The sequence below is a fragment of the Clostridium sp. OM05-6BH genome (assembly GCF_003481635.1).
GTDB lineage: Bacteria > Bacillota > Clostridia > Lachnospirales > Lachnospiraceae > Butyribacter.
Window position 1 is genome coordinate 262,428 of the sequence record NZ_QULH01000002.1, and the last position, 22,655, is coordinate 285,082.

Below are 22,655 nucleotides of genomic sequence, written 5' to 3' on the forward strand. Positions count from 1 at the left end.
AATGCCACGTTCAAAAGAAGACCAAATATTATACAAGCGTTTTCGTGATTTGGGCAATATGGCATATCAACGTGGAATTTGTGTTTATAGTGATTTCGTAACGATCACACAGCAGGAGTTAGCCTGTCAGGCATTGGCAGAATTATATCCGGATACACATGCGGAACAACTGCCATTATATTCTTATGGAGGATATGAAGAGGCTGATCGTCGAGTTCTTATGTTTATGCCACCGGAATATATGAATCGAATATCTGATACACAGTTTCCTATATCATGTATCAGGATCGCACCGGTAAACCGGAAGTTTGGCGAAGCATTGACACATCGTGACTACTTGGGGACGGTCATGGGGATGGGATTGGAACGAGATCAGATAGGAGACATTCTTGTACGGATGGAGGGACCGGAAGGTGCTTCGGCGGCCGTTGGATATGTTTTTTGTAAATCCAATATGGAGAGTTTGATCTTGGAATTAGATCGAATCCGTCATACTACCGTGAAGACAGAATGTATCCCATTAAACCAACTCCACTGGGAACAAAAATATAAAGACATTTCGGGAAGCGTAACAACGCCGCGGTTAGATGCAGTGTTGTCAGTTGCAATTCGCACTTCGCGTACACAGGGGTTGCAACTGATCCGGGATGGCAATATATATATTAACGGAAAGTGTTGTACTGAGAATGCAAAACTTCTGAGAGAAGGAGATATTATATCTGTCAGAGGATATGGAAAATACCGATTTCGTCAGACAGGTGTACGATCAAAAAAGGGAAGATATCACATCATGGTACAACAATACATTTAGGGAGGTATGAGTATGCTTACACCAATTGATATCCAGAATCGAGAAATTAAATCGAAGATGGGAGGATACGACAAAAAGGATGTAGATGACTTTTTGGAGGAAATTCGTGGCAGTTATGAGGAGTTGTACAAAGAAAATCAAAGCTTAAAAGAGAAGATCAGTTCTTTGAGTGAGGGAATCCAGTATTACAAGAAAATGGAATCCACACTCCAGAAGGCTCTGGTGCTTGCTGAGAAGACATCGACAGAAACACAGGAGGCTGCTAAGACACAGGCCGACTCTGTTATGTCTGAAGCAACTGCAAAGGCAGAAGCAATGACAAGAGAGGCTAAAGCAGAGATTGAATCACTGCGCAGAGAGGCACAGGCACAAACGGAGATTACAAAAGCAAAAGCTAATCGTGAGTTGGAAGAAACAAGAAATCATGTGCGTAAACTGGTACAGAGCTATGAAAATTATAGATTACAGTTTAAGAAACTTGCAGAGGCACAGATTGAGATGCTGGACAGCGAGAGCTTTTCTATTTTTGTTCCTGAATTAGAGGAATTGATGAATGAGGCGCCAAGTGCTGATATGGTAATGGATGATCCTGGAATCATTCCGATCAATATTGGTTCTCCGGCTCCATTTGTTGAATTGCCAGATGATAATGCTGATGCACCTAAGGTTGAGGAAGTGCCTGTTGAACCGGTATCCTTTACAGTTCCGGTTTCATCAGAGGGATCTTTTAGCAATCTTCCGTCAGACAATACAGAAAGCGCAACAGGTTCGATCGCTGATGTTGCAGGAGTTAATGCAGAGCAGGAGGTAGCTGGTACCTTGAATGAGGGAATCACTCTGAATGTATCTTCAGATATTACATCGGATACAGCACCTGCAGCGGAGGATAATGGAGTTAGTTTGGATGTTTCATCCGTAGATATGTCACCGGTAGGTGATATATCGTTAGACATTTCATCGGATTCACCTGCACAAACAGAGGCTGGAAGTTCAGTTTCCCTAGATTTGGGCTTAGATATTCCGACTGTAGAGGCAACTGCACCATCAACGCCGGCGGCAGATCCGATGCTGATGGATATTCCTGGGATCACAACGCCTGCTGAAGAACCAGCAGTTCCAGTGGATAATGGATTGATTGGTGGCGGTGAGTCTGCATCGAATGATCTTCTCGGTGGGGCAGATATGTTCGCTAATAACGATCTGATTGGCGGAACAGAGCCTGTAGCAAGTGAACCGGTAGCAAACGATTTGCTCGGTGGAGTAGATATGTTTGGTGGCAATGACTTGATCGGTGGAACAGAGCCTGTAGCGAGTGAGCCGGTACCGAATGACATTCTTGGTGGTAACGATCTGATCGGTGGTAGTGAGCCGGCAGCCGATAACTTGATTGGTGGTGGAACGGATATGTTTGCTACAAACGATCTGATCGGTGGCAGCGAAACGACAGCCAATGATCTGATTGGTGGAACAGAACCGGCAGCGAATGATCTTCTCGGTGGAGCAGATATGTTCAATACAAACGATCTGATCGGTGGAATGGAAACTGTTGCGGAGACACCTGCAGCGGCTGAACCGGCACCAGCAGCAGACGGAGCAAGTAATGGCATTATTGATGATCCATTAATGGATCTTGGTGGAATGTTTGAGACACCGGGTGTTACACCGGCACCGACAGCGCAGCCTCAGGCTCCTGCAATGGATGCCAATCCATTCAGTTTTATTGATCCGGAATTATAATCACAATGATTCTTATATGAATGCGAGAGGGGGCCGAATAAGCCCTCTTTCCTTTTGTGGAATAGAGAATGCAAACATGGAGGTTCTTTACTATGACAAAACAAAAAATGACAGTACATTATGATGGCAAACCCTTGTATGATATTACTTTGGCAGACAATTATGATGGATTAGAAGAGGTATTACAGAACTTTGCACTTCAGTCGCATAAAATATGTATTGTAACCGATGATACAGTGGGAGCTCATTATGCAGAAAAAGTGAAGACTATTGCCCAAAAGGCAGCTGCATATGTTTGCGTATTTTCATTTCCGGCTGGGGAATCTTCGAAAACGTTGGATGTCATTGAAGATTTATATGAAGTATTGATCAAGGCACATTTTGATCGCAAAGACATTTTGCTTGCGCTTGGTGGTGGTGTTGTAGGTGATATGACCGGATATGCTGCTGCAACTTATTTGCGAGGGATTCGTGTTATCCAGTTGCCGACTTCTCTACTTGCTATGGTAGATAGCAGTATTGGCGGAAAAACCGGCGTTGATTTCCGTGGATATAAGAATATGGTAGGTGCATTTCATCAGCCATCGGCAGTTTATATGAATGTTTCTACATTGAAGACATTGACAAAAGAACAATATTTTTCGGGGTTTGGTGAAATTATTAAACATGGATTGATCAAGGATATGAATTATTTTGATACCATTCAAAAGAATATTATGGCATTGAATGATAGAGACTTATCCGCATTAGCGGAGATTATTTACGGAAGTTGTGATATCAAGCGGCAAGTTGTCGAAAATGATCCGAAGGAACAGGGAGAGCGTGCTCTGCTGAATTTTGGTCATACCCTTGGTCATGCCATTGAAAAATTAAAGAATTTTGAACTTCTTCATGGAGAATGTGTTGCCATCGGTATGGTTGCAGCATCGTATTTATCTTATTTGAGAAATATGATTACAGAAGCACAGTATCGAACTATTTGTGAGATGATCCAGCAGATGCAGTTGCCAACAACAGTTGAAGGCTTAACAAAAGAAGATATTATTCGTGTGTCAAAGAATGATAAAAAAATGAATGCAGGGCAGATTCGTTTTATTTTGTTGGATGACCTTGGAAATGCAGTAATGACAGATGATGTCACCGATGAAGAGCTATCTCAGGCACTTGATGCTGTGATTACGGCGTGACCCAGCGAAAGAAATAACGTGAGCGTAATCATGAGCGTAATCAATTGAAGAAATAGTCATGAGTGTTGGCTGTGGTAATTTGCGGCATAATCATATATAAGAGTTTATGTAGGTGGTAGACGCAGTAATTACAACATAATCAACTGATTTTGTATAGATGGAAATGAGGAACAAGAATGAAAAGACAACATGTTTTAGGAGTGATTGCCCTGTTTCTTTTGCTGGCAATTGATCAGGGAAGCAAATATCTTGCTGTGCATTTTTTGCAGGGACATCCGGATGTTATGCTTATTCCCGGAGTGTTTCAATTGGAATATTTAGAAAATAGAGGCGCTGCGTTTGGAATTTTGCAAAATCAAAGAGTTTTATTATTGATCGTCACTCTTAGCATATTTGGTGGGCTGTGTTATTTTTATTGCAAGATGGGCAGTGGCAGGAAATGGAGACCGCTGCAGAGTGCCATTGTTTTGATCGCAGCTGGGGCAATTGGTAATATGATCGATCGCTTTGCACGGGGATATGTTGTCGATTTTTTTTACTTTTCATTGATTCATTTTCCTGTATTTAATGTTGCAGATTGTTATGTTGTGGTCGGAGCCGTGATCGCATTACTATTATTGTTATTTTATTACAAAGAAGAAGATTTTGCGAGGTGAGCTATGTCAGGCAGGAATGAAAACATTTGCTTTCGAGTAACGGATCAAGATGTGATAGGACTTCGGCTAGATAAATATTTGTCAAAAATGCTATCGGATTATTCGCGAGCAGCACTTCAAAAAGCAATTCAAAATGGAAGAGTATTGATAAATGGTAAGGCAGTAAAAAGCAGTTATAAAGTGATGGAACATGATGAGGTTTACTTTGAGCCTGAAGAACTTCGTGAACCGGACATTATAGCACAAAATATTCCGATTGATATTTTATATGAAGATCAGGATATTATTGTTGTAAATAAGCCAAAACAAATGGTGGTACATCCTGCACCGGGACATTATGAGGGGACGTTGGTTAATGCACTCTTGTACCATTGTAAAGATTCGCTCTCCGGGATCAACGGTGTGATGCGACCGGGAATTGTTCATCGTATCGATCAAGATACTACAGGAGTGCTTGTAGTCTGCAAAAATGACAAGGCACATCAATTTATTGCAGAACAATTGGCGGTCCATTCTATTACACGCACCTATCATGCCATCGTATGGAATAATTTATCAGAAGAACAAGGCACAATAACAGGTGCAATAGGACGGAATCCAATTGATCGCAAAAAAATGGCGATCAACGAAAAAAACGGAAAGCCGGCAGTTACACATTATCAGGTATTAGATCATCTAAATCGAAAATTTAATTATATAGCCTGCAATTTGGAAACAGGCCGTACTCATCAGATCCGTGTTCATATGTCCAGTATCGGACACCCGATTTTAGGAGATACCGTGTACGGACCACAGAAGAGTCCCTACGCATTAACAGGACAGACACTTCATGCAAAAACACTGGGTTTTATCCATCCAACCACTAAGAAATATGTGGAATTTGACGCTCCATTGCCGGATTATTTTCAAAAATTACTGAAAAAACTAAAAGAAGACTAAAAAATTGTAATTTATTAAGTCAGGCAAGGCCTATAATTAGTGGTTTCTACATCGGTAGAATCAAAGATATTGTGGTCTACAATTGTAGTATTAAAAGTTACACAATTGTAGACTGCTTTAATTGTGCAGTTTTGCCATTGACGATTTTATTCTTAATATGTAGAATTAATTTGTTGTCGGATGAAATCGACAGGAAACGAGGTAGCGATTATGAAAGATTTACGTTTGCATGAGGGAGAATTAAATGTTATGGAGTTATTGTGGTCTAATAAGGCGCTGGCTGCAAAAGATATCTCCAAGATCATCAAAGAATATATTGGCTGGGAGAAAAATACAACTTATACAGTAATCAAACGTTTGATCGAAAAAGGTGCGATCACCAGAGAAGATCCTGGCTTTATATGTCGAGCAAACGTATCTAAGAAAAAAGTGCAGGAAATCGAAACGAAAGCTTTATTGAATAAATTGTACAATGGATCGGTCTCACAATTTATTACAGAATATTTGGTCAATCAGAAGTTAAGTTCTGATGATTTGGCTGCGTTAGAATTTGCGATCAGCAGGCGAATGCCGAAATAATTTTATACATACATGATAAAAGATGTTGAAGGCTATGAAAGCTGTCAACATCTTTTTTTACTTTATAGGAAACGAGAAGTTTCCTATAAAGTAAAAAACGCTCCGCGAGGATGTGCATCTCGCGGAGAAGAAGTTAGCTGTAAACAGCATCACTCGAGCGTGAAAGAGTCGCAAGCGACTCTTTGTTCCTTAACAAGATTAGGGTGTCAAAAGGTCTGAGTTCTAAATTTCTGTCATAATAAAATGGAGAGAGAAGAGCAGTATTTGCTAAAATCAATCTCTTGGATAAACCCCAGTTTATCAAAAAGATATTGTCAAAACGACATATTTCGGGTATAATATATGTATGTTTCCGAATATTAAAGCCTTTTCACTTAATGAGACTTTTGGCAATGTTAAATGTCGTCTGTGAATGCTTTGCAAGTTATAGTTTGCTTTATGGTTTTTGGCAAACTTAGAAAGGAATTTGTGATTTTTTATGGGTACGAAACGTACAAAAACATATCATCAGCAATTAAAAGCGACGAACATTAATAGGCTGCGTGATCTTTTGCAGGAGCTGCCTAAATATTGTAAAAATTTTTTTCATGGTATAGAACCGACAACATCAATCAAAACTCGGATTGGCTATGCTTATGATATGCGCACTTTTTTTCGCTTTTTACAAAGTGCGAATCCAATGTTTGCATCCAAGCCAATTTCTGATATAGAATTGTCGTATTTGGATCAATTAGAGCCGGTGGATATTGAGGAATATATGGAATATTTGAAGCTATATACATACGATGGACAGGAATTTACAAACGATGAACGAGGTATTCATCGTAAAATGGCTTCCTTACGTAGTTTTTATCTATATTATCAAAAACGTGGACAACTTCAAAATAATCCTACCGTTGTTGTAGATATGCCCAAATTACATGATCGGGAAATTATTCGATTGGATTCTTCCGAGGTAAATGAACTATTAGAATTGGTGGAACATGGTGGCGATAATTTAACCGGGATCAAGAAAACCTACTATGAAAAAAATCGATTAAGAAATATTGCTATATTTACGTTGTTTTTAGGAACAGGTATCCGTGTTTCTGAATGTGTTGGTCTGGATATTGAAGATCTAGATTTTCGAGATAATCGAATTCGCATTATTCGAAAAGGTGGTAAGGAGGAGTTTGTTTATTTTGGAGCAGAAGTTCGGGAAGCTTTGATGAATTATATTGAAGATTCCAGAAGTAAAATTATTCCGAAAGAAGGTCATGAACATGCACTCTTCTATTCCATCCAGCGACGCCGTATTAGTATACAGGCCGTTGAGAATCTAGTAACGGAATATGCGAGTCAGGTAACAACGTTTAAGCATATTACGCCGCATAAATTACGAAGCACCTATGGTACTTCGTTATATCGCCAAACAGGCGACATTTATTTGGTTGCAGAGGTCTTGGGACATAATGACGTAAATACAACGCGCAAGCATTATGCGGCATTAGATGATGATAAGAAACGGCAAGCTGCTTCAGCGGTACAATTGCACCAAAAGAAGCAGCGGTAATCAATATCTGTTACAAAATAGCGATTATTTTACTGACATAATAAGCAATATGTGGTTTGAACAGCAACTTCCAGTATGGGAAGCTTAGGTTATTCAATATCAGACATTTCTGTGATAAACCATTGGCCGTCAATCTTTTCGCAGGTATAGCGGTAACGTTGTTTGATTAGTTTTTGTGTTTGATCTGCATAACGTACATATATTTTTTCGTTGGATAGTACGTACACTTTTTGATCTGTTGTCTGTTCAGAGGTTACTTCCAAAGATTTAGCATTTTCGCGAATACCGCGTTTGTAGTAGTTTTTGGTAAGTGAACTCTGTTGATGGTATGCATCTGCTGCAAGTACTGTTTTTAAAAATTTTGTATTACCGGTATTTATAGCATTTGTAAATGCGGAAACATAACGGCGGAACAAAGATTCGCACAGTTTATAATCTGTGGCATCTATAGTATCTTCTACGGTTATTGTATTTGAAACATTGTTGCTTGCCAGCAATACATTTGCGAAGGAGGCATTTGATTGATTGCAGGACGAGGTGTTAATAGTCAATGCCTGCTCTGCAAAGCTTTTTTCCGACAAAGAATTCATCACAAAATTATGCGAATAAAAATTTTGAGCATATACTTGTGCTAAAGTCTCGCTTATAGCTGCAGAAGATGTTTCTGATGCTTTGTTTTTTGCTGCTAAGCCAGTGCCCGTGCTGCAGGTGATGACTGTTCCAAATAGCAGCAACAGAAACATTGGAAATATCAACCATTTGTAGCGTTTCTGTGGACAGCTTAGCTCTTTGATTCGTCGTTCCATCTCCCGCCCTTTGCGACTCATTGGTACAACGGAATAACAAAAACCGCCAATCATTGGTTTTGTAGCAAGTTTGATCAATAGATTACCATATTCAAAACGCTGTTTCGAGCCAATCTGCTGCAATACCGTTTCGTCACAATATAGTTCTGCATCTTTTTTAGAACAGCTGCTTGCAATCCATGCCAGCGGATTGAACCAGTAGACTGTTAATAATGCCATGCGTAGAATCGACCAGATATAATCTTTATGCTGGTAATGTACGGATTCGTGAGCAATAATATGTCGAAGTTCGTTTGGTGAGATATGGCGTGGATCCTGCTCATCCAACAAAAATGACGGGATGTAAATGGCTGGATGTCTCAAGCCGTATAAGCATGGTGTTGGAATAGTATCAACAGCAAATATATCGAGATTGCTAACTCGTGAAATAAAAACACGATATTTACGCAGCTGTTTAGTCATATGTCGATTAGACAATACAAAACACAACAACAAGAGAACCGTTCCAATTCCCCATATGGTCATGGCTATTTGCTTTATTGGAAGTGCAAGTAATAGCAATGAAAGTGAGTTGTCACGACTTCTCTCCTGCTTCTGCGGCGTATTTAAGCTATGCGTTTCTTCAGAGTTTGTCATAACATTATTATGTTCGACGGTTGTGTCTTTTGTATTGTTAGCAGTTATTTCTGTATCACCAATGCTTTTGTTGGCAGATTTTTGTAACGTGAAATTTGGTGCTTTTTGCGATATCGCTGCGGGGTTATTCGCAGCGGTAGAAAGTTCTAGCTCAAGATGATCAATCGATTTTTTCATGTTATCTGCAAAGCCAAAAGGGGTTGGGATAATATTTACCGGGATCATGAAGCGAAATACAACAACAAGCCATAATGCATAAATAGCACGATAGCTGATTTTTCCACTGAATATTTTGCGTATTCCCAGTACAAATAATATTAACAAGGAAGATTCTAAAAACCATAACATAAAATCTACCATTTTCAGTTACTCCTTACTTTTTTTCGCTTTTGATTCTGCGTCTTTCAGAATCTGTTGTAATTCGTGAATGTCATCCAAAGACAGATCGTTTTGGCGTACAAGTGCACTCATCATTGTTCCTACACTTCCATCATAAATACGCTGTAAGAAATCTTTGGTTTCTTGAACAACAACATCTTCTTTGTTTACCTTTGGGAAAAAATATTTTGTTTTACCTTGCTCGTTATATCCGATAAGTCCTTTTTCACTCATACGACGAACCATTGTTGCACTGGTACTTTTGCTCCAACCATTACTTTGCTTTAACAAAGGAACTATCTGCATTAAAGGCAATGATTGTTCGGCTGTCCAAAGACAGTTCATGACATACCATTCGCTATTTGTTACTTTAATTTTATCGTTCACGCTATAACCAAACCTTTCTTTCCTATAATGAACATTATAGTTAATGTCTATTATTTTAGACTACTTAGTTTATGTTGTCAACCAAAATTATTATGCATAACAATGTATAAAGGATTCCGAAAGCGTCCCGTCCCAAAATGGATGATGCTTTGCTAAAACGAGACATCTCAGACAATCTTTCAGGTATGTATTCATTAGAGAGTTAACAAAATAAGAAATCACATGGATAGTTTGAGCGCAGTGAAAAAAAGTGGTTGACATTGTAAATCACATCGTGTATAGTATGGTTTACAAAGTAAAATTCATGTTTGACCACAGCAAGATCATAGTTGAGAACGTAAGTAAATACTTGCACTATGACAAATTGGTTGTTGGTTTATGAGCAGAAAAGGGGGTTCGTTATGGTATTACAAAACCAAATGGTATTACAAAATCGAAAGACATTGCAAAATCAAATGGCTTTACAACAAAATAACCTATCTTTATTTCAGCAGGATAAGACACGGGAGTGGGATAAGACACGTATTCCATTGGATGCATTAAAGGGGATTGCGATTCTGGGGATTGTTTTATATCATGCCTTTCCGAGCTATGTTCCGGGTGGTTTTTTGGGAGTACCGTTGTTCTTTGTGTTATCAGGTTATTTGATGTTTACTACTACCCTACAAAAGTGGCGTAGCGGTTCCTTTCATATATGCGATTATTACCAAAATAGAATAAAAAAAATTATGTTCCCATGTTTTGTAATGGTAATGTGTGTATGTGCATATATGACAATACGTAACAGTCCACAGATGATCGGAATCCGTCAACAGGTAGCGAGTATATTTTTGGGATATAACAATTGGTGGCAGATTGCACAAAATGCATCTTATTTTGAAAAACACACAGCAAGTTCGCCATTTACACATTTATGGTATTTGTCGGTTGAAATGCAGTTTTATTTGATATGGCCACTGTTATTCTGGGGTTACTGCAGATTGAGTAAGCGTAAATATAAGGGAGATATCGTTGGTAACGCAAAGTACAGGAAGCTGGGCAAAGAGGTTTACCAAAATGCAAAACGGAATGATCAGAGGAGAGGGATTGCAGGTGTGTGTTTTGGGGGACTTGCATTGTTATCGGTGTTTGCGATGATTTTACGGTATGTCCCGGGGCAGGACCCATCGCGTGTATATTATGGTACGGATACCATGGCATTTAATGTGCTCTTGGGAATACTGCTTGGCGCCCTGCGACAGAACTATTCCTTTTGGCGTGTACAATTTCCGGCATTCTGGCGTCGGATTTGTAGTGTGATCACGTTGTGCACGATCGTGGTTCTCTTCCACTTTGTTTATGGGACAGATCCGTTGTTATATCAAGGTGGGATGTTTGTGATCAGTGTGTGGTATATGTTATTGATCAACTTTATTGAGAATCATAAAAAAGCAGTCACGAATAGTTTTTGCGCAAATTGTCTGGCGGTGGTTGGAAAATACAGCTTTTACTTGTACTTATGGCATTATCCAATTTTAGTTTTATTATAGAAATATCATTAAGTAGATTGGAGGAAAAATGAAATACACAGGAAGAACATCACGAAATATAAACATAAAGGCTTTGGGGTTGCTTTTATGTATACTGGTTGCATCTTATGGAATTATAAAAGCTCCGGCTTCCGATACCAGAAAATTAGAAGCGGATCTTCGTAAAAAACAGCAACTTATAAATGAGGAGAAGGGGAAAAAAGTTGATGGTACATCTACTCTTCCATCGCAGTCAACATCTGCATTACATACTACGGTTCCGGCAAATAATATGCCGGCAGATACAGGCAAAGATATCACCATAAAGAAACATTTTGTTACCGTGATTGGAGATTCTGTCTTTTTAGGAGCATCTGTAGCGTTTCAACAACAGTGTGAAAATGCAGTTGTGGATGCGAAAATTTCCAGACAAGTGGTACAGGCTTTGGATGTTGCAAAGCAATTAGACAAGAAACACAAATTAGGGGATATTGTCATTATTGCATTGGGAACCAATAGCAACTTCAATTCAAAGAGCGGTCAAAAATTGATTGATTATTTAGGCAAGGATCGAACAATTTATTGGATCGATACTTATGGAAAACATTTAGACATTCAAAAAGATGTCAATAATACGATCCAACGGGTTGTTGCAGCCAATAAAAATGTACAGCGCATTTATTGGTCCAAAGAAGGAGAAAAACATCCGGATTGGTTTTATCAGGACGGAGTACATCTTAATCCGCACGGCGAGAAAAAATATGCTCGTTTCATTATGCAGATGATACAATCTTCTTTGGATTAATTGGCTTGATATACAGGAACCATAAGATGGTTTCCGGCGTAGATCAGATCGCTGTCTAAACTGTTATATTCTTGAATGACTTTGGCATAATCCTGAACAGAGCCAAACGCATCGCAATAATATTCGTTGGCAATGCTTGACAATGTATCAGAAGAATGAATCAATACAGAGACATAACTGATTTTTGATTGATCCACAGAGGCTTGTGCGGTACTCTCAGAAGAATTACATACTCGCACTAGTCCAAATACAAGCAGACAAGCCAAAGTTAATGTGATAAGGATTCTTTTTCCATTGTATGTTCTCATAGTACACCTCGTTTCTGCATCGCTACGATGCAATCTGGTAAATGTCAGTAATAAAGGTTTTGTATATACAGAACGCTTGTTCTGTATATAATATACTATACGAACAAATGTTTGTCAACAAAAAACGAACATATTTTCGAATTATATCGAAAAATATGTTCGTTTTTTAGATAGCGATGTCAAAAACTATGAATTTCCATGTTTAGAAATCTGGTCTTAAAAGTTGAAATCCTCATAGTCTTCCGGTAGAAAACGATGATATATAATATGGATCTCCTCGTCCTTAAAACAATAATAATAAGGATCGTCGCCTTCTAGAAAACGGATGCGATAGTCAAATTCTCCGCTTTTGATTTGCTTAATTTCAACAGGTTGTTCCTGTGCACGAAATAATGCAAAGATATCTTCCATTGTACATCCGTGACGACTGACAAGATCAACAAGAGATACGATAAATTCTGCCGGTTGCATATGATCGTGTACCCATTCGGATCCATCGACAGGTATACCAATGCAGAATCGTTCGTTTTGACAGGATATATCCAAAGTACCTAGTGAATCTTTGGCAAAATTTGCTTCTTTTTGCAATTTTTCTATTAATTGTTCTGCAGAGTCTGTTGTGCCTAATATATGCTGCAAGCTGCTTAAAGGGTAATATAAACGGATGGCTTCTTTTCGATAGCCGAGTTTTGCCTGTTCTTCTTTTACCAGGTCAATTAAGTTGTTCGTTAATTTTGTATAATTCATTCGAAACACCATACCTTTCTGTCTATCTTGCCAAAAGCAAAGCAGACCAAACAACGATTGTCTGATCTGCTCTTCTATTATTGTACATTATTATTGAACAATTACAAGATTAGAACTTGCCAGCGTCAGCAGCTTCCTGTACAGAAACAGCTACAGCAACTGTCATACCAACCATAGGGTTGTTACCAGCACCGATCAGTCCCATCATCTCAACGTGAGCAGGAACGGATGAAGAACCGGCAAACTGAGCATCGCTATGCATACGTCCTAATGTATCTGTCATACCATAGGAAGCAGGACCTGCTGCCATATTATCTGGATGAAGTGTACGACCTGTACCACCACCGGAAGCAACGGAGAAATATTTCTTACCCTGCTCTAAGCATTCTTTCTTGTAAGTACCAGCTACCGGATGCTGGAAACGAGTTGGGTTGGTTGAGTTACCTGTGATAGATACGTCAACACCCTCTTTGTGCATGATAGCAACACCCTCTGGTACAGAGTTTGCACCGTAGCAGTTTACTTTAGCACGAAGACCCTCAGAATAAGATTTGCGGAATACTTCTTTTACTTCATTTGTGTATGGATCAAACTCAGTTTCAACGAATGTAAAACCATTGATACGAGAGATGATCTGAGCAGCATCTTTACCAAGACCATTTAAGATAACGCGAAGAGGCTCTTTACGTACTTTGTTTGCCTTTTCTGCGATACCGATAGCACCTTCGGCAGCTGCAAAAGACTCATGTCCGGCTAAGAATGCGAAACATTTTGTCTCTTCCTCAAGGAGCATTTTACCAAGGTTACCATGTCCTAAACCTACCTTACGAGTATCAGCAACAGAACCAGGGATACAGAAAGACTGGAGTCCCTCACCGATTGCTGCTGCAGCGTCTGCTGCGCGACGGCAGTTTTTCTTAATTGCAATTGCTGCACCTACAATGTATGCCCAGCATGCATTCTCAAAACAAATTGGCTGGATGCCCTTGATCTGGTTATATACATCAAGTCCAGCATCTTTTGTGATTTTTTCTGCTTCTTCAAGAGAAGAAATTCCATAACTGTTTAATACAGCGTTGATCTGGTCAATTCTTCTTTCATATGATTCAAATAATGCCATGTTATGTTTGCCTCCTTTATATTATTTTGCGATTTCTTCATCTGTTCTTGGATCGATGAGTTTCACTGCGTCGTCAACACGACCGTACTGTCCGGCAGCTTTCTCCCAAGCTGTATTAGGATCATCACCCTTCTTGATGAAGTCAGTCATTTTACCAAGGTTTACAAACTTATAACCAATGATCAAATCCTCTTCATCCAAAGCGATAGCGGTTACATAACCCTCAGCCATCTCTAAGTAACGAGGACCTTTCTTTAAGGTTCCGTACATTGTACCAACCTGAGAACGAAGTCCTTTACCAAGGTCTTCCAAACCAGCACCAATAGCAAGTCCATCCTCAGAGAATGCACTCTGTGAACGACCATAAACGATCTGTAAGAAGAGCTCTCTCATTGCTGTATTAATTGCATCGCATACAAGGTCAGTATTCAGTGCCTCCATAACCGTCAGACCCGGAAGGATCTCTGTTGCCATAGCAGCAGAATGTGTCATACCTGAGCAGCCGATTGTCTCTACTAATGCTTCTTGAATGATACCCTCTTTAACGTTAAGAGACATCTTACAAGCACCCTGCTGTGGTGCACACCAGCCTACACCATGTGTAAAACCAGAGATATCTTTTACTTCCTTTGCCTGAACCCATTTTGCTTCCTCTGGGATTGGCGCTGCACCGTGATGCACACCCTGAGCAACTGGGCACATGTTTTCTACTTCCTGTGAATAAATCATGTTTATGCTCCTTTCGATTTGCTTTTTCTCTGCAGAAATATTTCCACAGTTCTATGACCATTTTCGCACAAATTTATCAATTAGTCTACACTTTTCGCCAATATTTCTTAAAAAATCTGACGAAAAAGATGGTTAGAAATAAATGACAACGACTATATTCGCATTATATGTCTTTCTGTACGATATTTGATTGTTTCTTAAAAATACAGCCCCTTGGAATAAAACCACGAACACTGGACAATGGGTAAACATTAGTATTGCTTCCGATCACTGTTCCCGGATTAAGAACACTGTTACATCCTACTTCTACATAATTTCCAAGAATTGCACCCATTTTTTTCAGTCCGGTATTAAGTTTTTCGCCCTGATAATTGATCGTAACTTTGGTTTTGTCTGATTTTACATTAGAAGTGATGGAGCCGGCACCCATATGCGATTTAAATCCCAAAATTGAATCACCGACATAATTATAGTGTGGAACCTGGACATTATTAAACAAAATGACATTTTTTAATTCGGTAGAATTACCAACAACGCAGTTTTCGCCGACAATTGCTTTGCCGCGGATAAATGCACATTGTCTTACTTCCGTATTTTTACCAATGATGCATGGTCCTGTGATCGATGCAGTTGGTGCGATTGTTGCGGACTTAGCGATCCAGATATTGCCATCAATGCAGTCATACTCATCTTCCGAAAGAGTTTTACCCAGTTCCAAAATAAAAGCTTCGATCTTTGGAAGCACTTCCCACGGATAATCGCAGTCTTCAAAGATATCTTTTGCTATCGTCTCCTCCATATTAAATAAATTTTTGTTTTTCATTGAATCATACATATGAAACACCTCATTTCTTATAATATACAGCTGCTTTGTCAAATTGTTGACGAAGAGCCGTTTGATTAGCAGTTTGTTTGACATATTGAACACGACGGGTAATAAAGCCGTTTAATTTGGCCATGTATTGTTCCTCTGTGATCTGTCCTTCAGCAACTTGTGTCAAGCCTAATTCCCAACTTGCAGTCAGTTCGGGATTTAGCAAAGAACGTATGGAACCATCAACAACGTCATATACCATTTCACCGAGTAATTCCGGTGTGATGATCTGTGTTTTTTTATTTAATTTCAGATATTTGATCTTGACTAGTTTACTCAAGATCTCGGCACGTGTGGCACTGGTGCCGATTCCACTTCCCTTTATCTGTGCTCGCAGTTCCTCTTCTTCAATCAGTTGTCCTGCATTTTCCATAGCCAAAATGATCGAACCTGAGTTATAGCGCTTTGGTGGAGATGTTTCTCCTTCTTTAATAAAGAATTCTTCCACCGGAAGTGCCATTCCTTTTTTTAGATTTTGGATTGACGTGATCAGATTCTCGTCAAAAGTGACAGTTTCCATAGAATTCTCACTGTTTTTGGAAACAGATGCGTTAGTGGACATATTTTTCTTAGCAAAAGATGCAGTCGCAAGTTCCAAATAACCTTGTTTGACTAAAATCTTAAAATTTGCAAAAAATGTTTCTGTATCACGTTTTGCAGTTACCCCGATCTTTAGATATTCTGCAGGCGGATAAAAGATACAGAGAAATCGACGGACGATCACTTCGTATACTCGTTGACTTGTCACACTTAAGTTGCCAAGTGCATTTAACCCCTGTCCGGTTGGAATGATCGCATAATGGTCCGTAATCTGCTTATCGTTTACATAACGGCTTTTGGCAATCCCGGCATAGGCTTTTTGCTCCATGATCTTTGTAGCATAGGGAGCAATCAGGGAATAATTTTGTAAACCACCGATATTTTTGTAAATCTCTTTGGCTACAGCAGTAGAAAGTACACGTGCATCCGTACGGGGATATGTAACAAGCTTACGTTCATATAACTCTTGTACAATTTTTAGTGTTTCATCCGGACTGATCTTAAATAATTTGGAACATGTGTTTTGTAATTCCGCTAAATTAAAGAGCAAGGGTGGATTTTTACGTTCTTTTTTGCGTTCTACTTTTTGAATGATCACCTGCAAAGGATCATAGGTTAAGGTTTTGCAAAGCTGTTCGGCATCTTCGCGGTTTTTGAACCCATTTTCCTTATAAAGTTTCGGTGATTGGTAAAACTGGCTGCCTTCAACCGCACGCCATTCACCTTCAAATTGTTTCCCTTCCAGATTACATTTCATCAAAATACGATAAAATGGTGTCTTTACAAACTCTCTAATCTCACGTTCCCTTCGAACTACCATTCCAAGAACACAAGTCATGACACGACCGACTGAAATGGCAGACCACTTACCGGTGTTAAGGTAATCCATTACGGGACGTCCATATTTCAGTGATAATACGCGCGAAAAGTTTATGCCCATCAAATAATCTTCTTTGGCTCTTAGATAGGCGGAAGCGGAAAGATTATCATATTCAGAAAGTGGTTTTGCTTCGGTAATGCCGCGCTTGATCTCCTCTTCCGTTTGGGAATCAATCCATACTCTGCGTTTGTCCTTGGTATCCGGAACATGTGCCATCTGATCTACTAAGCGGTAGATATATTCCCCTTCGCGCCCGGAATCAGTGCATACATAAATGGTAGATACATCTTCGCGATTTAAAAGACCAGCCACAATATTGAATTGTTTTTTTACATCTGGAATAAGTTCGTATAGAAATTTTTCCGGCAAAAAAGGCAGGGTTTGTAGAGTCCACTTTTTTAATGCTTTATCATAAGCATCCGGATAACTCATTGTAACCAGGTGCCCAACACACCAAGTAACAATGTAATCCTGTGACTCCATATAACCCTGTCCTGCATTGCCCGAGACGCCAAGTGTCTTAGCAAATTCCTTTGCGACACTTGGTTTCTCAGCGATAAATAATTTTTTACTCATATGCTGTTGTTACAGAAACAAAACGTTTACTGTTCCTCCCTATTTTTCGCATGAATATACTCTGCATATGTTTTTTGTCCAAATATGATCGCAACAATAACTGCTCCGGTTACGCAAACATATTTAACAATTTTTGTAACATTAATCTCAATGTTCATGGTTGATTCTCTCCAATCTTAAGCAATAAATATGTAATATATTATATTATTCATTGCTTTCTGCGTTTTCCGCATCAGAAGCAGCTTCCTCTTCCGGTTCTTCTTCTGTTGGTAATAATTCATGCATTTTCGTATTAAACTCATCTTGTGTCATAATGCCCTTTTTCACAAGTTCTTTATATTTGCGGTTAGCACGCACAATAGCAACATCGGAGTAGTTGTTTTTCTTTAGATCTTCTAAAATCTGATCTTCGATGTTTGACTTAAGAGTTGCTGCATTCTGCGCTGAGTTATCAACAGCTGGTTGAGCCGGTTGTGTTTGCACCGGATTTTGCTGCTGAACAGGTTGAGCCGGTGTCGGCTGAACAGGTTGTGCCTGCACTTGTGGCTGTGCCGGTTGAACCGGAGCCTGCTGTTGAACAGGTTGAGCCTGAACCTGAGATTGAACCGGAGTCTGTGCTGTAGCCGCAACTGGTTCTTCATCATCATAATCAATAAATGGCGACTCTGGTTTTGCTATTGGCTGAGCCTGAATTTTAGGTTGAACCAGTGTAGCTGCCTGCTGTACTTTGGCAGGCTGAACCGGTGTTGCAGAAGTGGCTTGAACCTGAGGCTGAGCCTGCTGTACTGATGCTCGCTGTTGAACAGGTTGTGCCTGCACTTGTGGCTGAACCGAAGCCTGCCGTTGAACAGGTTGAGCCTGAACTTGAGGTTGAACCGAAGCCTGTGGCTGAACAGGTTGAGCCTGAACTTGAGGTTGAACCGAAGCCTGCGGCTGGACTGCCTGAGCTTGTGGCTGTACCGGTCTAGCCTGCGGTTGTGCACCAGACTGAACTGGTGTAGCTGTATGTGCGGCCTGAGAAACTGTAGCCTGCGTAGGCACTGCCTGTGGAGTTACCGGCTGTGAAGCTGGAGTTTCTGTTGCTGCAACTTCATCCTCTTCCTCATAGTACTCGTCATCCTCATAATATTCGTCCTCCGGATCCACATATTTACCAAGATGCTTGAGATCACTATCGTCTTTGTTGTGACCACAGGCACATGAGGTAATATAATATGCGTTGATACGGCGGCAAAATCCACACTGCCATCCTCCATCGTCAATTAAATCCTGCTCGTATTCTCCAAGCTCTGTATCTTCATAAATATATTTATTTTTGACAGGCTTTGGAGCTTCCGGCTCAGGCTGAGCCGGCTGTGAAACAGTAGTCTCTACTGACGCAGCATCCTCTTTAGCCTCTTCTGCAGAAGCCATCTGTGCTGCCGGAGTCTCTAATTTCTGGCCGGTTTTTTCTACATATTCTTCATATAAACCAAGACGATTTAAATCGCTGTCTTTTTTGTTGTGTCCACATGCGCAAGAACCAACATAATTGGCGTTGACACGTTCACAAAATGAACACTGCCATCCTCCATCTAAAAGCAATTCTTTTTCATAATCGCTAAACTGTGGCACATTTCCTTGTTTGTCACTCATACGTACACCTCATTTCTTTCATACCTTTGTTTCCTTCTCGTTTATTCGTACAACGGATAACGGTCTGTCAAACCTTTTACGATTTCCGTTGCTTTTGCCTTATTGCCTTCCGGATCTGCAATGATCATTGCAATCGCATCAGCAACCATATCAAGATCAGCTTCGTTAAAACCTCTTGTTGTCACTGCGGCTGTTCCCAAACGGATACCACTCGTTACAAAAGGTGACTGTGGATCATTAGGAATTGTATTTTTATTACATGTGATATGTGCTGCATCCAACCATTTTTCTACGTCTTTACCTGTTAGATTTTTATCTGCAAGATCAACAAGCATCAAATGGTTATCTGTTCCGCCGGAAACAATCTTAATGCCGCGGTTTTGTAACCCCTTACAAAGTGCCTGTGCATTTTTAATAATATTTTTACCGTACTCTTTGAATTCCGGCTGTAACGCTTCTTTGAAGCAGACAGCCTTTGCTGCGATCACATGCATCAAAGGACCACCCTGAATACCCGGGAATAACGCTTTGTTAAAATTGATCTCTTTCGCAAATTCTTCGCTGGAAAGAATCATTCCACCACGAGGTCCACGTAATGTTTTGTGGGTTGTCGTCGTGGTAACATGAGCATATGGAATTGGGCTCTCGTGAACACCTGCTGCTACTAAGCCGGCGATATGAGCCATATCAACCATCAAATAAGCTCCCACAGAATCTGCGATTTCGCGAAAACGCTTGAAGTCAATTTTACGAGCGTATGCACTTGCACCGGCAATGATCATTTTTGGGTTGCATTTCTTAGCAATACTTTCTACTTCATCATAATCAATGAAACCATCGTCATTTACACCATAAGGTACACAATGGAAATATTTACCGGACATATTGACCGGACTTCCATGTGTCAAGTGTCCGCCGTGATCAAGATTCATGCCCATATAGGTATCTCCCGGCTGCAGCAAAGCAAAAAATACTGTCATATTTGCCTGTGCACCGGAATGCGGCTGTACATTGGCATATGTACAATCAAATAACTTCATAGCACGATTTCTTGCAAGATCCTCAACAATATCAACGTATTCGCATCCACCATAATAGCGTTTGCCAGGGTAACCTTCCGCATATTTGTTAGTCAATGTGCTGCCCATGGCTGCCATAACCGCTTTACTTACTAAATTTTCAGAAGCGATCAATTCAATGTTATCACGCTGACGATTTGTCTCCTTGTCCATTGCTGCTGCAACTTCCGGATCAAAACGTTCTACTTCTTCAAATGAGTACATATATTATCCTCCTTTTTATATTTCATCAATTGCTTTTCCAATATCGTTACGCATATATTTATTATCAAAAGTAACCCATTCGGTTGCCTTATATGCATTTTTACGCGCTTCCTTTAATGTAGCACCTTTGGCAGTAATGCCCAATACTCTTCCACCATTGGTTACTAAACCGTCTTCCGTCAATTTTGTTCCGGCATGGAATGCATAATAACCGTCTTCCGAAGCAAAATCTTTCAGAAATGTAATCTTTTTCCCTTTTTCATAATGTTCCGGATAGCCATCAGAAGCTAATACAACACAGACAGCCGCATTATCTTCAAATTGAAGATCCACCTGGTCTAACTTCCCGTCAATACAAGCCTCCATAACATCGATAATATCGTTTTTCATGCGAGGCAGAACAACCTGTGCCTCCGGATCGCCAAATCTTGCATTGTATTCCAATACTTTTGGACCGTCCTGTGTCATCATAAGACCAACAAAAAGTATTCCTACGAAATCTCTTCCTTCTGCTTTCATAGCATCCATTGTTGGCTGATATATTTGTTCTTCACAGAACTTCTGAATCTCCGGTGTATAAAACGGACTCGGTGAAAATGTTCCCATTCCTCCGGTGTTTAATCCCTGATCTCCGTCTTTGGCACGTTTGTGATCTTGTGCACTGGTCATCGGTTTGATATGTGTACCATCACAGAAGCAAAGTACAGAAGCTTCTCTACCAACCATAAAGTCTTCTATGACGATAGTGTTGCCGGCATCTCCAAATTGTTTATCTAACATTAATGAGGTAACACCTGCCTCTGCTTCCTGCAGATTTTGACAGATCAATACACCTTTTCCAAGTGCCAGACCATCTGCTTTCAACACAACCGGAAAAGTTACATTTTCTAAATAGATCAACGCTTCCTCCGGAGAATGAAATGTTTCATAATGGCAGGTTGGAATGTTGTATTTTTTCATGAGATCCTTTGAAAAACTTTTAGAGCCTTCGATGATCGCAGCATTTTTACGTGGACCAAATACGCGAAGTCCCTGCGCTTCAAATACATCGACAATGCCACCAACCAAAGGATCATCCATGCCGATGATCGTCAGATCGATCTCATTTTCTTTGGCGAATGCAGCAAGTTTATCAAATTCCATAGCAGTAATATTTACGCATTCTGCAATTTCTGCGATTCCACCATTACCAGGTGCACAGTAAATTTTATCGACACGTTTGCTCTGGGAGACACTCCAGGCAATTGCATGCTCTCTTCCGCCGCTTCCTACAATTAATACTTTCATCTTGTTTCCTCATTTCTGCATATCCTGCGATGCGTTTATTTATTCCGTGGAAATGATACTAACGGCTTACAACAGCTATACCATTCTGTACGGAAACTTTTCCTGCGCCAATCAGATCAATTGCTTCCGGAAGAATGTTCCATTCAGCTTGTTCCATCACACGTCGCTGTAGAATTTCCGGAGTATCTCCATTTTTTACTTCAACAGCTTTTTGTAAAATAATAGGACCATGATCTGCCTTTTCGTCTACAAAATGCACTGTGGCACCAGTTATCTTATTGCCACATGCCAAAACACTTTCGTGCACTTTCAATCCATAATACCCCATCCCGCAATGAGCCGGAATCAAGGATGGATGAATGTTAATGATCTTATTTGGGTAGGCTGCGATCATTTCGGATGGAACGATCACCAGATAACCTGCCAGCACAACAAGATCAATATTATATTTGTGTAGAGCATCAACCATTGCTTCGCCAAAAGCACTCCGGTTTTCGTATTCCTTTGGGGAAATACATAACGCCGGGATACCTGCATTATTTGCACGCTCCAGTGCATAAGCATCCGCTTTATTACTGATCACAACAGCAATTTGTGTGTTGTGAATTTTACCGGAATGGACGGCATCTATGATTGCCTGCAGGTTCGTTCCACCACCGGATACACATACTGCAATTTTCTGCATACTAATCCTC

General features: G+C 40.1%; 22 protein-coding genes. 9 read left to right on the forward strand and 13 right to left on the reverse strand.

Features of this window, described 5'->3' with window-relative positions:
- Nucleotide 1: 1 nt before the first annotated feature.
- From DXB73_RS03705 to DXB73_RS03735, 7 genes are all read left to right on the forward strand, one after another.
- Nucleotides 2-811, forward strand: a complete 810-nt coding sequence (locus tag DXB73_RS03705) for a YlmH/Sll1252 family protein (RefSeq protein WP_118690186.1) — start codon at nt 2-4, stop codon at nt 809-811.
- Between the two features lie 12 nt (nt 812-823).
- Nucleotides 824-2,548, forward strand: a complete 1,725-nt coding sequence (locus DXB73_RS03710; RefSeq protein ID WP_182448189.1) for a DivIVA domain-containing protein — start codon at nt 824-826, stop codon at nt 2,546-2,548.
- A gap of 92 nt (nt 2,549-2,640) precedes the next feature.
- Nucleotides 2,641-3,735, forward strand: coding sequence for a 3-dehydroquinate synthase (gene aroB, locus DXB73_RS03715; protein ID WP_182448190.1), 1,095 nt, complete (start codon nt 2,641-2,643; stop codon nt 3,733-3,735).
- A gap of 176 nt (nt 3,736-3,911) precedes the next feature.
- On the forward strand, nt 3,912-4,391 hold the full coding sequence (gene lspA / locus DXB73_RS03720; RefSeq protein ID WP_118690189.1) for a signal peptidase II: 480 nt from the start codon (nt 3,912-3,914) through the stop codon (nt 4,389-4,391).
- A 3-nt stretch (nt 4,392-4,394) separates the two neighbouring features.
- The gene (locus tag DXB73_RS03725; protein WP_118690190.1) at nt 4,395-5,330 is read left to right on the forward strand and encodes an RluA family pseudouridine synthase; all 936 of its coding nucleotides are present in this window, start codon (nt 4,395-4,397) and stop codon (nt 5,328-5,330) included.
- 210 nt (nt 5,331-5,540) lie between these two features.
- On the forward strand, nt 5,541-5,909 hold the full coding sequence (locus tag DXB73_RS03730) for a BlaI/MecI/CopY family transcriptional regulator (RefSeq protein WP_243103971.1): 369 nt from the start codon (nt 5,541-5,543) through the stop codon (nt 5,907-5,909).
- Nucleotides 5,910-6,387: 478 nt separating this feature from the next.
- The gene (locus DXB73_RS03735; RefSeq protein WP_118690191.1) at nt 6,388-7,461 is read left to right on the forward strand and encodes a tyrosine-type recombinase/integrase; all 1,074 of its coding nucleotides are present in this window, start codon (nt 6,388-6,390) and stop codon (nt 7,459-7,461) included.
- Nucleotides 7,462-7,550: 89 nt separating this feature from the next.
- Here DXB73_RS03735 and DXB73_RS03740 read toward each other — a convergent pair whose 3' ends face one another.
- Nucleotides 7,551-9,263 carry a M56 family metallopeptidase gene (locus DXB73_RS03740; RefSeq protein ID WP_118690192.1) on the reverse strand — a complete coding sequence of 571 codons (1,713 nt, stop codon included), beginning with the start codon at nt 9,261-9,263 and terminating at the stop codon, nt 7,551-7,553.
- Nucleotides 9,264-9,269: 6 nt separating this feature from the next.
- Nucleotides 9,270-9,668: a BlaI/MecI/CopY family transcriptional regulator gene (locus tag DXB73_RS03745; RefSeq protein ID WP_022026165.1), complete on the reverse strand. Its 399-nt coding sequence runs from the start codon at nt 9,666-9,668 to the stop codon at nt 9,270-9,272.
- A gap of 401 nt (nt 9,669-10,069) precedes the next feature.
- Here DXB73_RS03745 and DXB73_RS03750 point away from each other — a divergent pair, with 401 nt between their 5' ends.
- Nucleotides 10,070-11,197, forward strand: coding sequence for an acyltransferase (locus DXB73_RS03750; protein ID WP_182448191.1), 1,128 nt, complete (start codon nt 10,070-10,072; stop codon nt 11,195-11,197).
- Nucleotides 11,198-11,225: 28 nt separating this feature from the next.
- On the forward strand, nt 11,226-11,981 hold the full coding sequence (locus DXB73_RS03755; protein ID WP_118690194.1) for a hypothetical protein: 756 nt from the start codon (nt 11,226-11,228) through the stop codon (nt 11,979-11,981).
- On the opposite strand, the gene DXB73_RS03760 is transcribed toward DXB73_RS03755, so the two are convergent.
- From DXB73_RS03760 to purN, 11 genes are all read right to left on the reverse strand, one after another.
- Nucleotides 11,978-12,289, reverse strand: coding sequence for a LysM peptidoglycan-binding domain-containing protein (locus DXB73_RS03760; protein WP_118690195.1), 312 nt, complete (start codon nt 12,287-12,289; stop codon nt 11,978-11,980). The genes DXB73_RS03755 and DXB73_RS03760 overlap by 4 nt on opposite strands.
- Before the next feature lie 216 nt (nt 12,290-12,505).
- Nucleotides 12,506-13,036 carry a DUF3877 family protein gene (locus DXB73_RS03765; RefSeq protein WP_118690196.1) on the reverse strand — a complete coding sequence of 177 codons (531 nt, stop codon included), beginning with the start codon at nt 13,034-13,036 and terminating at the stop codon, nt 12,506-12,508.
- Between the two features lie 109 nt (nt 13,037-13,145).
- The gene (locus DXB73_RS03770; protein WP_022026170.1) at nt 13,146-14,156 is read right to left on the reverse strand and encodes a GGGtGRT protein; all 1,011 of its coding nucleotides are present in this window, start codon (nt 14,154-14,156) and stop codon (nt 13,146-13,148) included.
- Between the two features lie 21 nt (nt 14,157-14,177).
- Nucleotides 14,178-14,885 (reverse strand): iron-sulfur cluster assembly scaffold protein, encoded by a 708-nt coding sequence (locus DXB73_RS03775; RefSeq protein WP_118690197.1) that lies wholly within the window; start codon nt 14,883-14,885, stop codon nt 14,178-14,180.
- Nucleotides 14,886-15,048: 163 nt separating this feature from the next.
- Entirely contained in the window at nt 15,049-15,720 is a 672-nt protein-coding gene (locus tag DXB73_RS03780; protein WP_022026172.1) for a hypothetical protein, read from the reverse strand.
- Between the two features lie 10 nt (nt 15,721-15,730).
- A complete protein-coding gene (locus DXB73_RS03785) occupies nt 15,731-17,755 on the reverse strand; it encodes a DNA topoisomerase (RefSeq protein WP_118690198.1) in 2,025 nt (674 codons plus the stop codon).
- Nucleotides 17,756-17,781: 26 nt separating this feature from the next.
- The gene (locus tag DXB73_RS15060) at nt 17,782-17,913 is read right to left on the reverse strand and encodes a hypothetical protein (protein ID WP_022026174.1); all 132 of its coding nucleotides are present in this window, start codon (nt 17,911-17,913) and stop codon (nt 17,782-17,784) included.
- A gap of 46 nt (nt 17,914-17,959) precedes the next feature.
- On the reverse strand, nt 17,960-19,390 hold the full coding sequence (locus DXB73_RS03790) for an SHOCT domain-containing protein (protein WP_118690199.1): 1,431 nt from the start codon (nt 19,388-19,390) through the stop codon (nt 17,960-17,962).
- Between the two features lie 41 nt (nt 19,391-19,431).
- On the reverse strand, nt 19,432-20,673 hold the full coding sequence (glyA, locus tag DXB73_RS03795) for a serine hydroxymethyltransferase (protein WP_118690200.1): 1,242 nt from the start codon (nt 20,671-20,673) through the stop codon (nt 19,432-19,434).
- 15 nt (nt 20,674-20,688) lie between these two features.
- Complete coding sequence (gene purD / locus DXB73_RS03800) at nt 20,689-21,960, reverse strand: phosphoribosylamine--glycine ligase (RefSeq protein WP_022025384.1); 1,272 nt, start codon at nt 21,958-21,960, stop codon at nt 20,689-20,691.
- A 58-nt stretch (nt 21,961-22,018) separates the two neighbouring features.
- Entirely contained in the window at nt 22,019-22,645 is a 627-nt protein-coding gene (purN, locus tag DXB73_RS03805) for a phosphoribosylglycinamide formyltransferase (RefSeq protein WP_022025383.1), read from the reverse strand.
- Between the last annotated feature and the right edge of the window lie 10 nt (nt 22,646-22,655).

Bases quoted from the DNA above. Each gene is read 5' to 3' on its own strand.
- DXB73_RS03705 (WP_118690186.1), top strand. From the start codon at position 2: ATGCCACGTTCAAAAGAAGACCAAATATTATACAAGCGTTTTCGTGAT.
- DXB73_RS03710 (WP_182448189.1), top strand. From the start codon at position 824: ATGCTTACACCAATTGATATCCAGAATCGAGAAATTAAATCGAAGATG.
- aroB (WP_182448190.1), top strand. From the start codon at position 2,641: ATGACAAAACAAAAAATGACAGTACATTATGATGGCAAACCCTTGTAT.
- lspA (WP_118690189.1), top strand. From the start codon at position 3,912: ATGAAAAGACAACATGTTTTAGGAGTGATTGCCCTGTTTCTTTTGCTG.
- DXB73_RS03725 (WP_118690190.1), top strand. From the start codon at position 4,395: ATGTCAGGCAGGAATGAAAACATTTGCTTTCGAGTAACGGATCAAGAT.
- DXB73_RS03730 (WP_243103971.1), top strand. From the start codon at position 5,541: ATGAAAGATTTACGTTTGCATGAGGGAGAATTAAATGTTATGGAGTTA.
- DXB73_RS03735 (WP_118690191.1), top strand. From the start codon at position 6,388: ATGGGTACGAAACGTACAAAAACATATCATCAGCAATTAAAAGCGACG.
- DXB73_RS03740 (WP_118690192.1), bottom strand. From the start codon at position 9,263: ATGGTAGATTTTATGTTATGGTTTTTAGAATCTTCCTTGTTAATATTA.
- DXB73_RS03750 (WP_182448191.1), top strand. From the start codon at position 10,070: ATGGTATTACAAAACCAAATGGTATTACAAAATCGAAAGACATTGCAA.
- DXB73_RS03755 (WP_118690194.1), top strand. From the start codon at position 11,226: ATGAAATACACAGGAAGAACATCACGAAATATAAACATAAAGGCTTTG.
- DXB73_RS03760 (WP_118690195.1), bottom strand. From the start codon at position 12,289: ATGAGAACATACAATGGAAAAAGAATCCTTATCACATTAACTTTGGCT.
- DXB73_RS03765 (WP_118690196.1), bottom strand. From the start codon at position 13,036: ATGAATTATACAAAATTAACGAACAACTTAATTGACCTGGTAAAAGAA.
- DXB73_RS03770 (WP_022026170.1), bottom strand. From the start codon at position 14,156: ATGGCATTATTTGAATCATATGAAAGAAGAATTGACCAGATCAACGCT.
- DXB73_RS03775 (WP_118690197.1), bottom strand. From the start codon at position 14,885: ATGATTTATTCACAGGAAGTAGAAAACATGTGCCCAGTTGCTCAGGGT.
- DXB73_RS03780 (WP_022026172.1), bottom strand. From the start codon at position 15,720: ATGTATGATTCAATGAAAAACAAAAATTTATTTAATATGGAGGAGACG.
- DXB73_RS03785 (WP_118690198.1), bottom strand. From the start codon at position 17,755: ATGAGTAAAAAATTATTTATCGCTGAGAAACCAAGTGTCGCAAAGGAA.
- DXB73_RS15060 (WP_022026174.1), bottom strand. From the start codon at position 17,913: ATGAACATTGAGATTAATGTTACAAAAATTGTTAAATATGTTTGCGTA.
- DXB73_RS03790 (WP_118690199.1), bottom strand. From the start codon at position 19,390: ATGAGTGACAAACAAGGAAATGTGCCACAGTTTAGCGATTATGAAAAA.
- glyA (WP_118690200.1), bottom strand. From the start codon at position 20,673: ATGTACTCATTTGAAGAAGTAGAACGTTTTGATCCGGAAGTTGCAGCA.
- purD (WP_022025384.1), bottom strand. From the start codon at position 21,960: ATGAAAGTATTAATTGTAGGAAGCGGCGGAAGAGAGCATGCAATTGCC.
- purN (WP_022025383.1), bottom strand. From the start codon at position 22,645: ATGCAGAAAATTGCAGTATGTGTATCCGGTGGTGGAACGAACCTGCAG.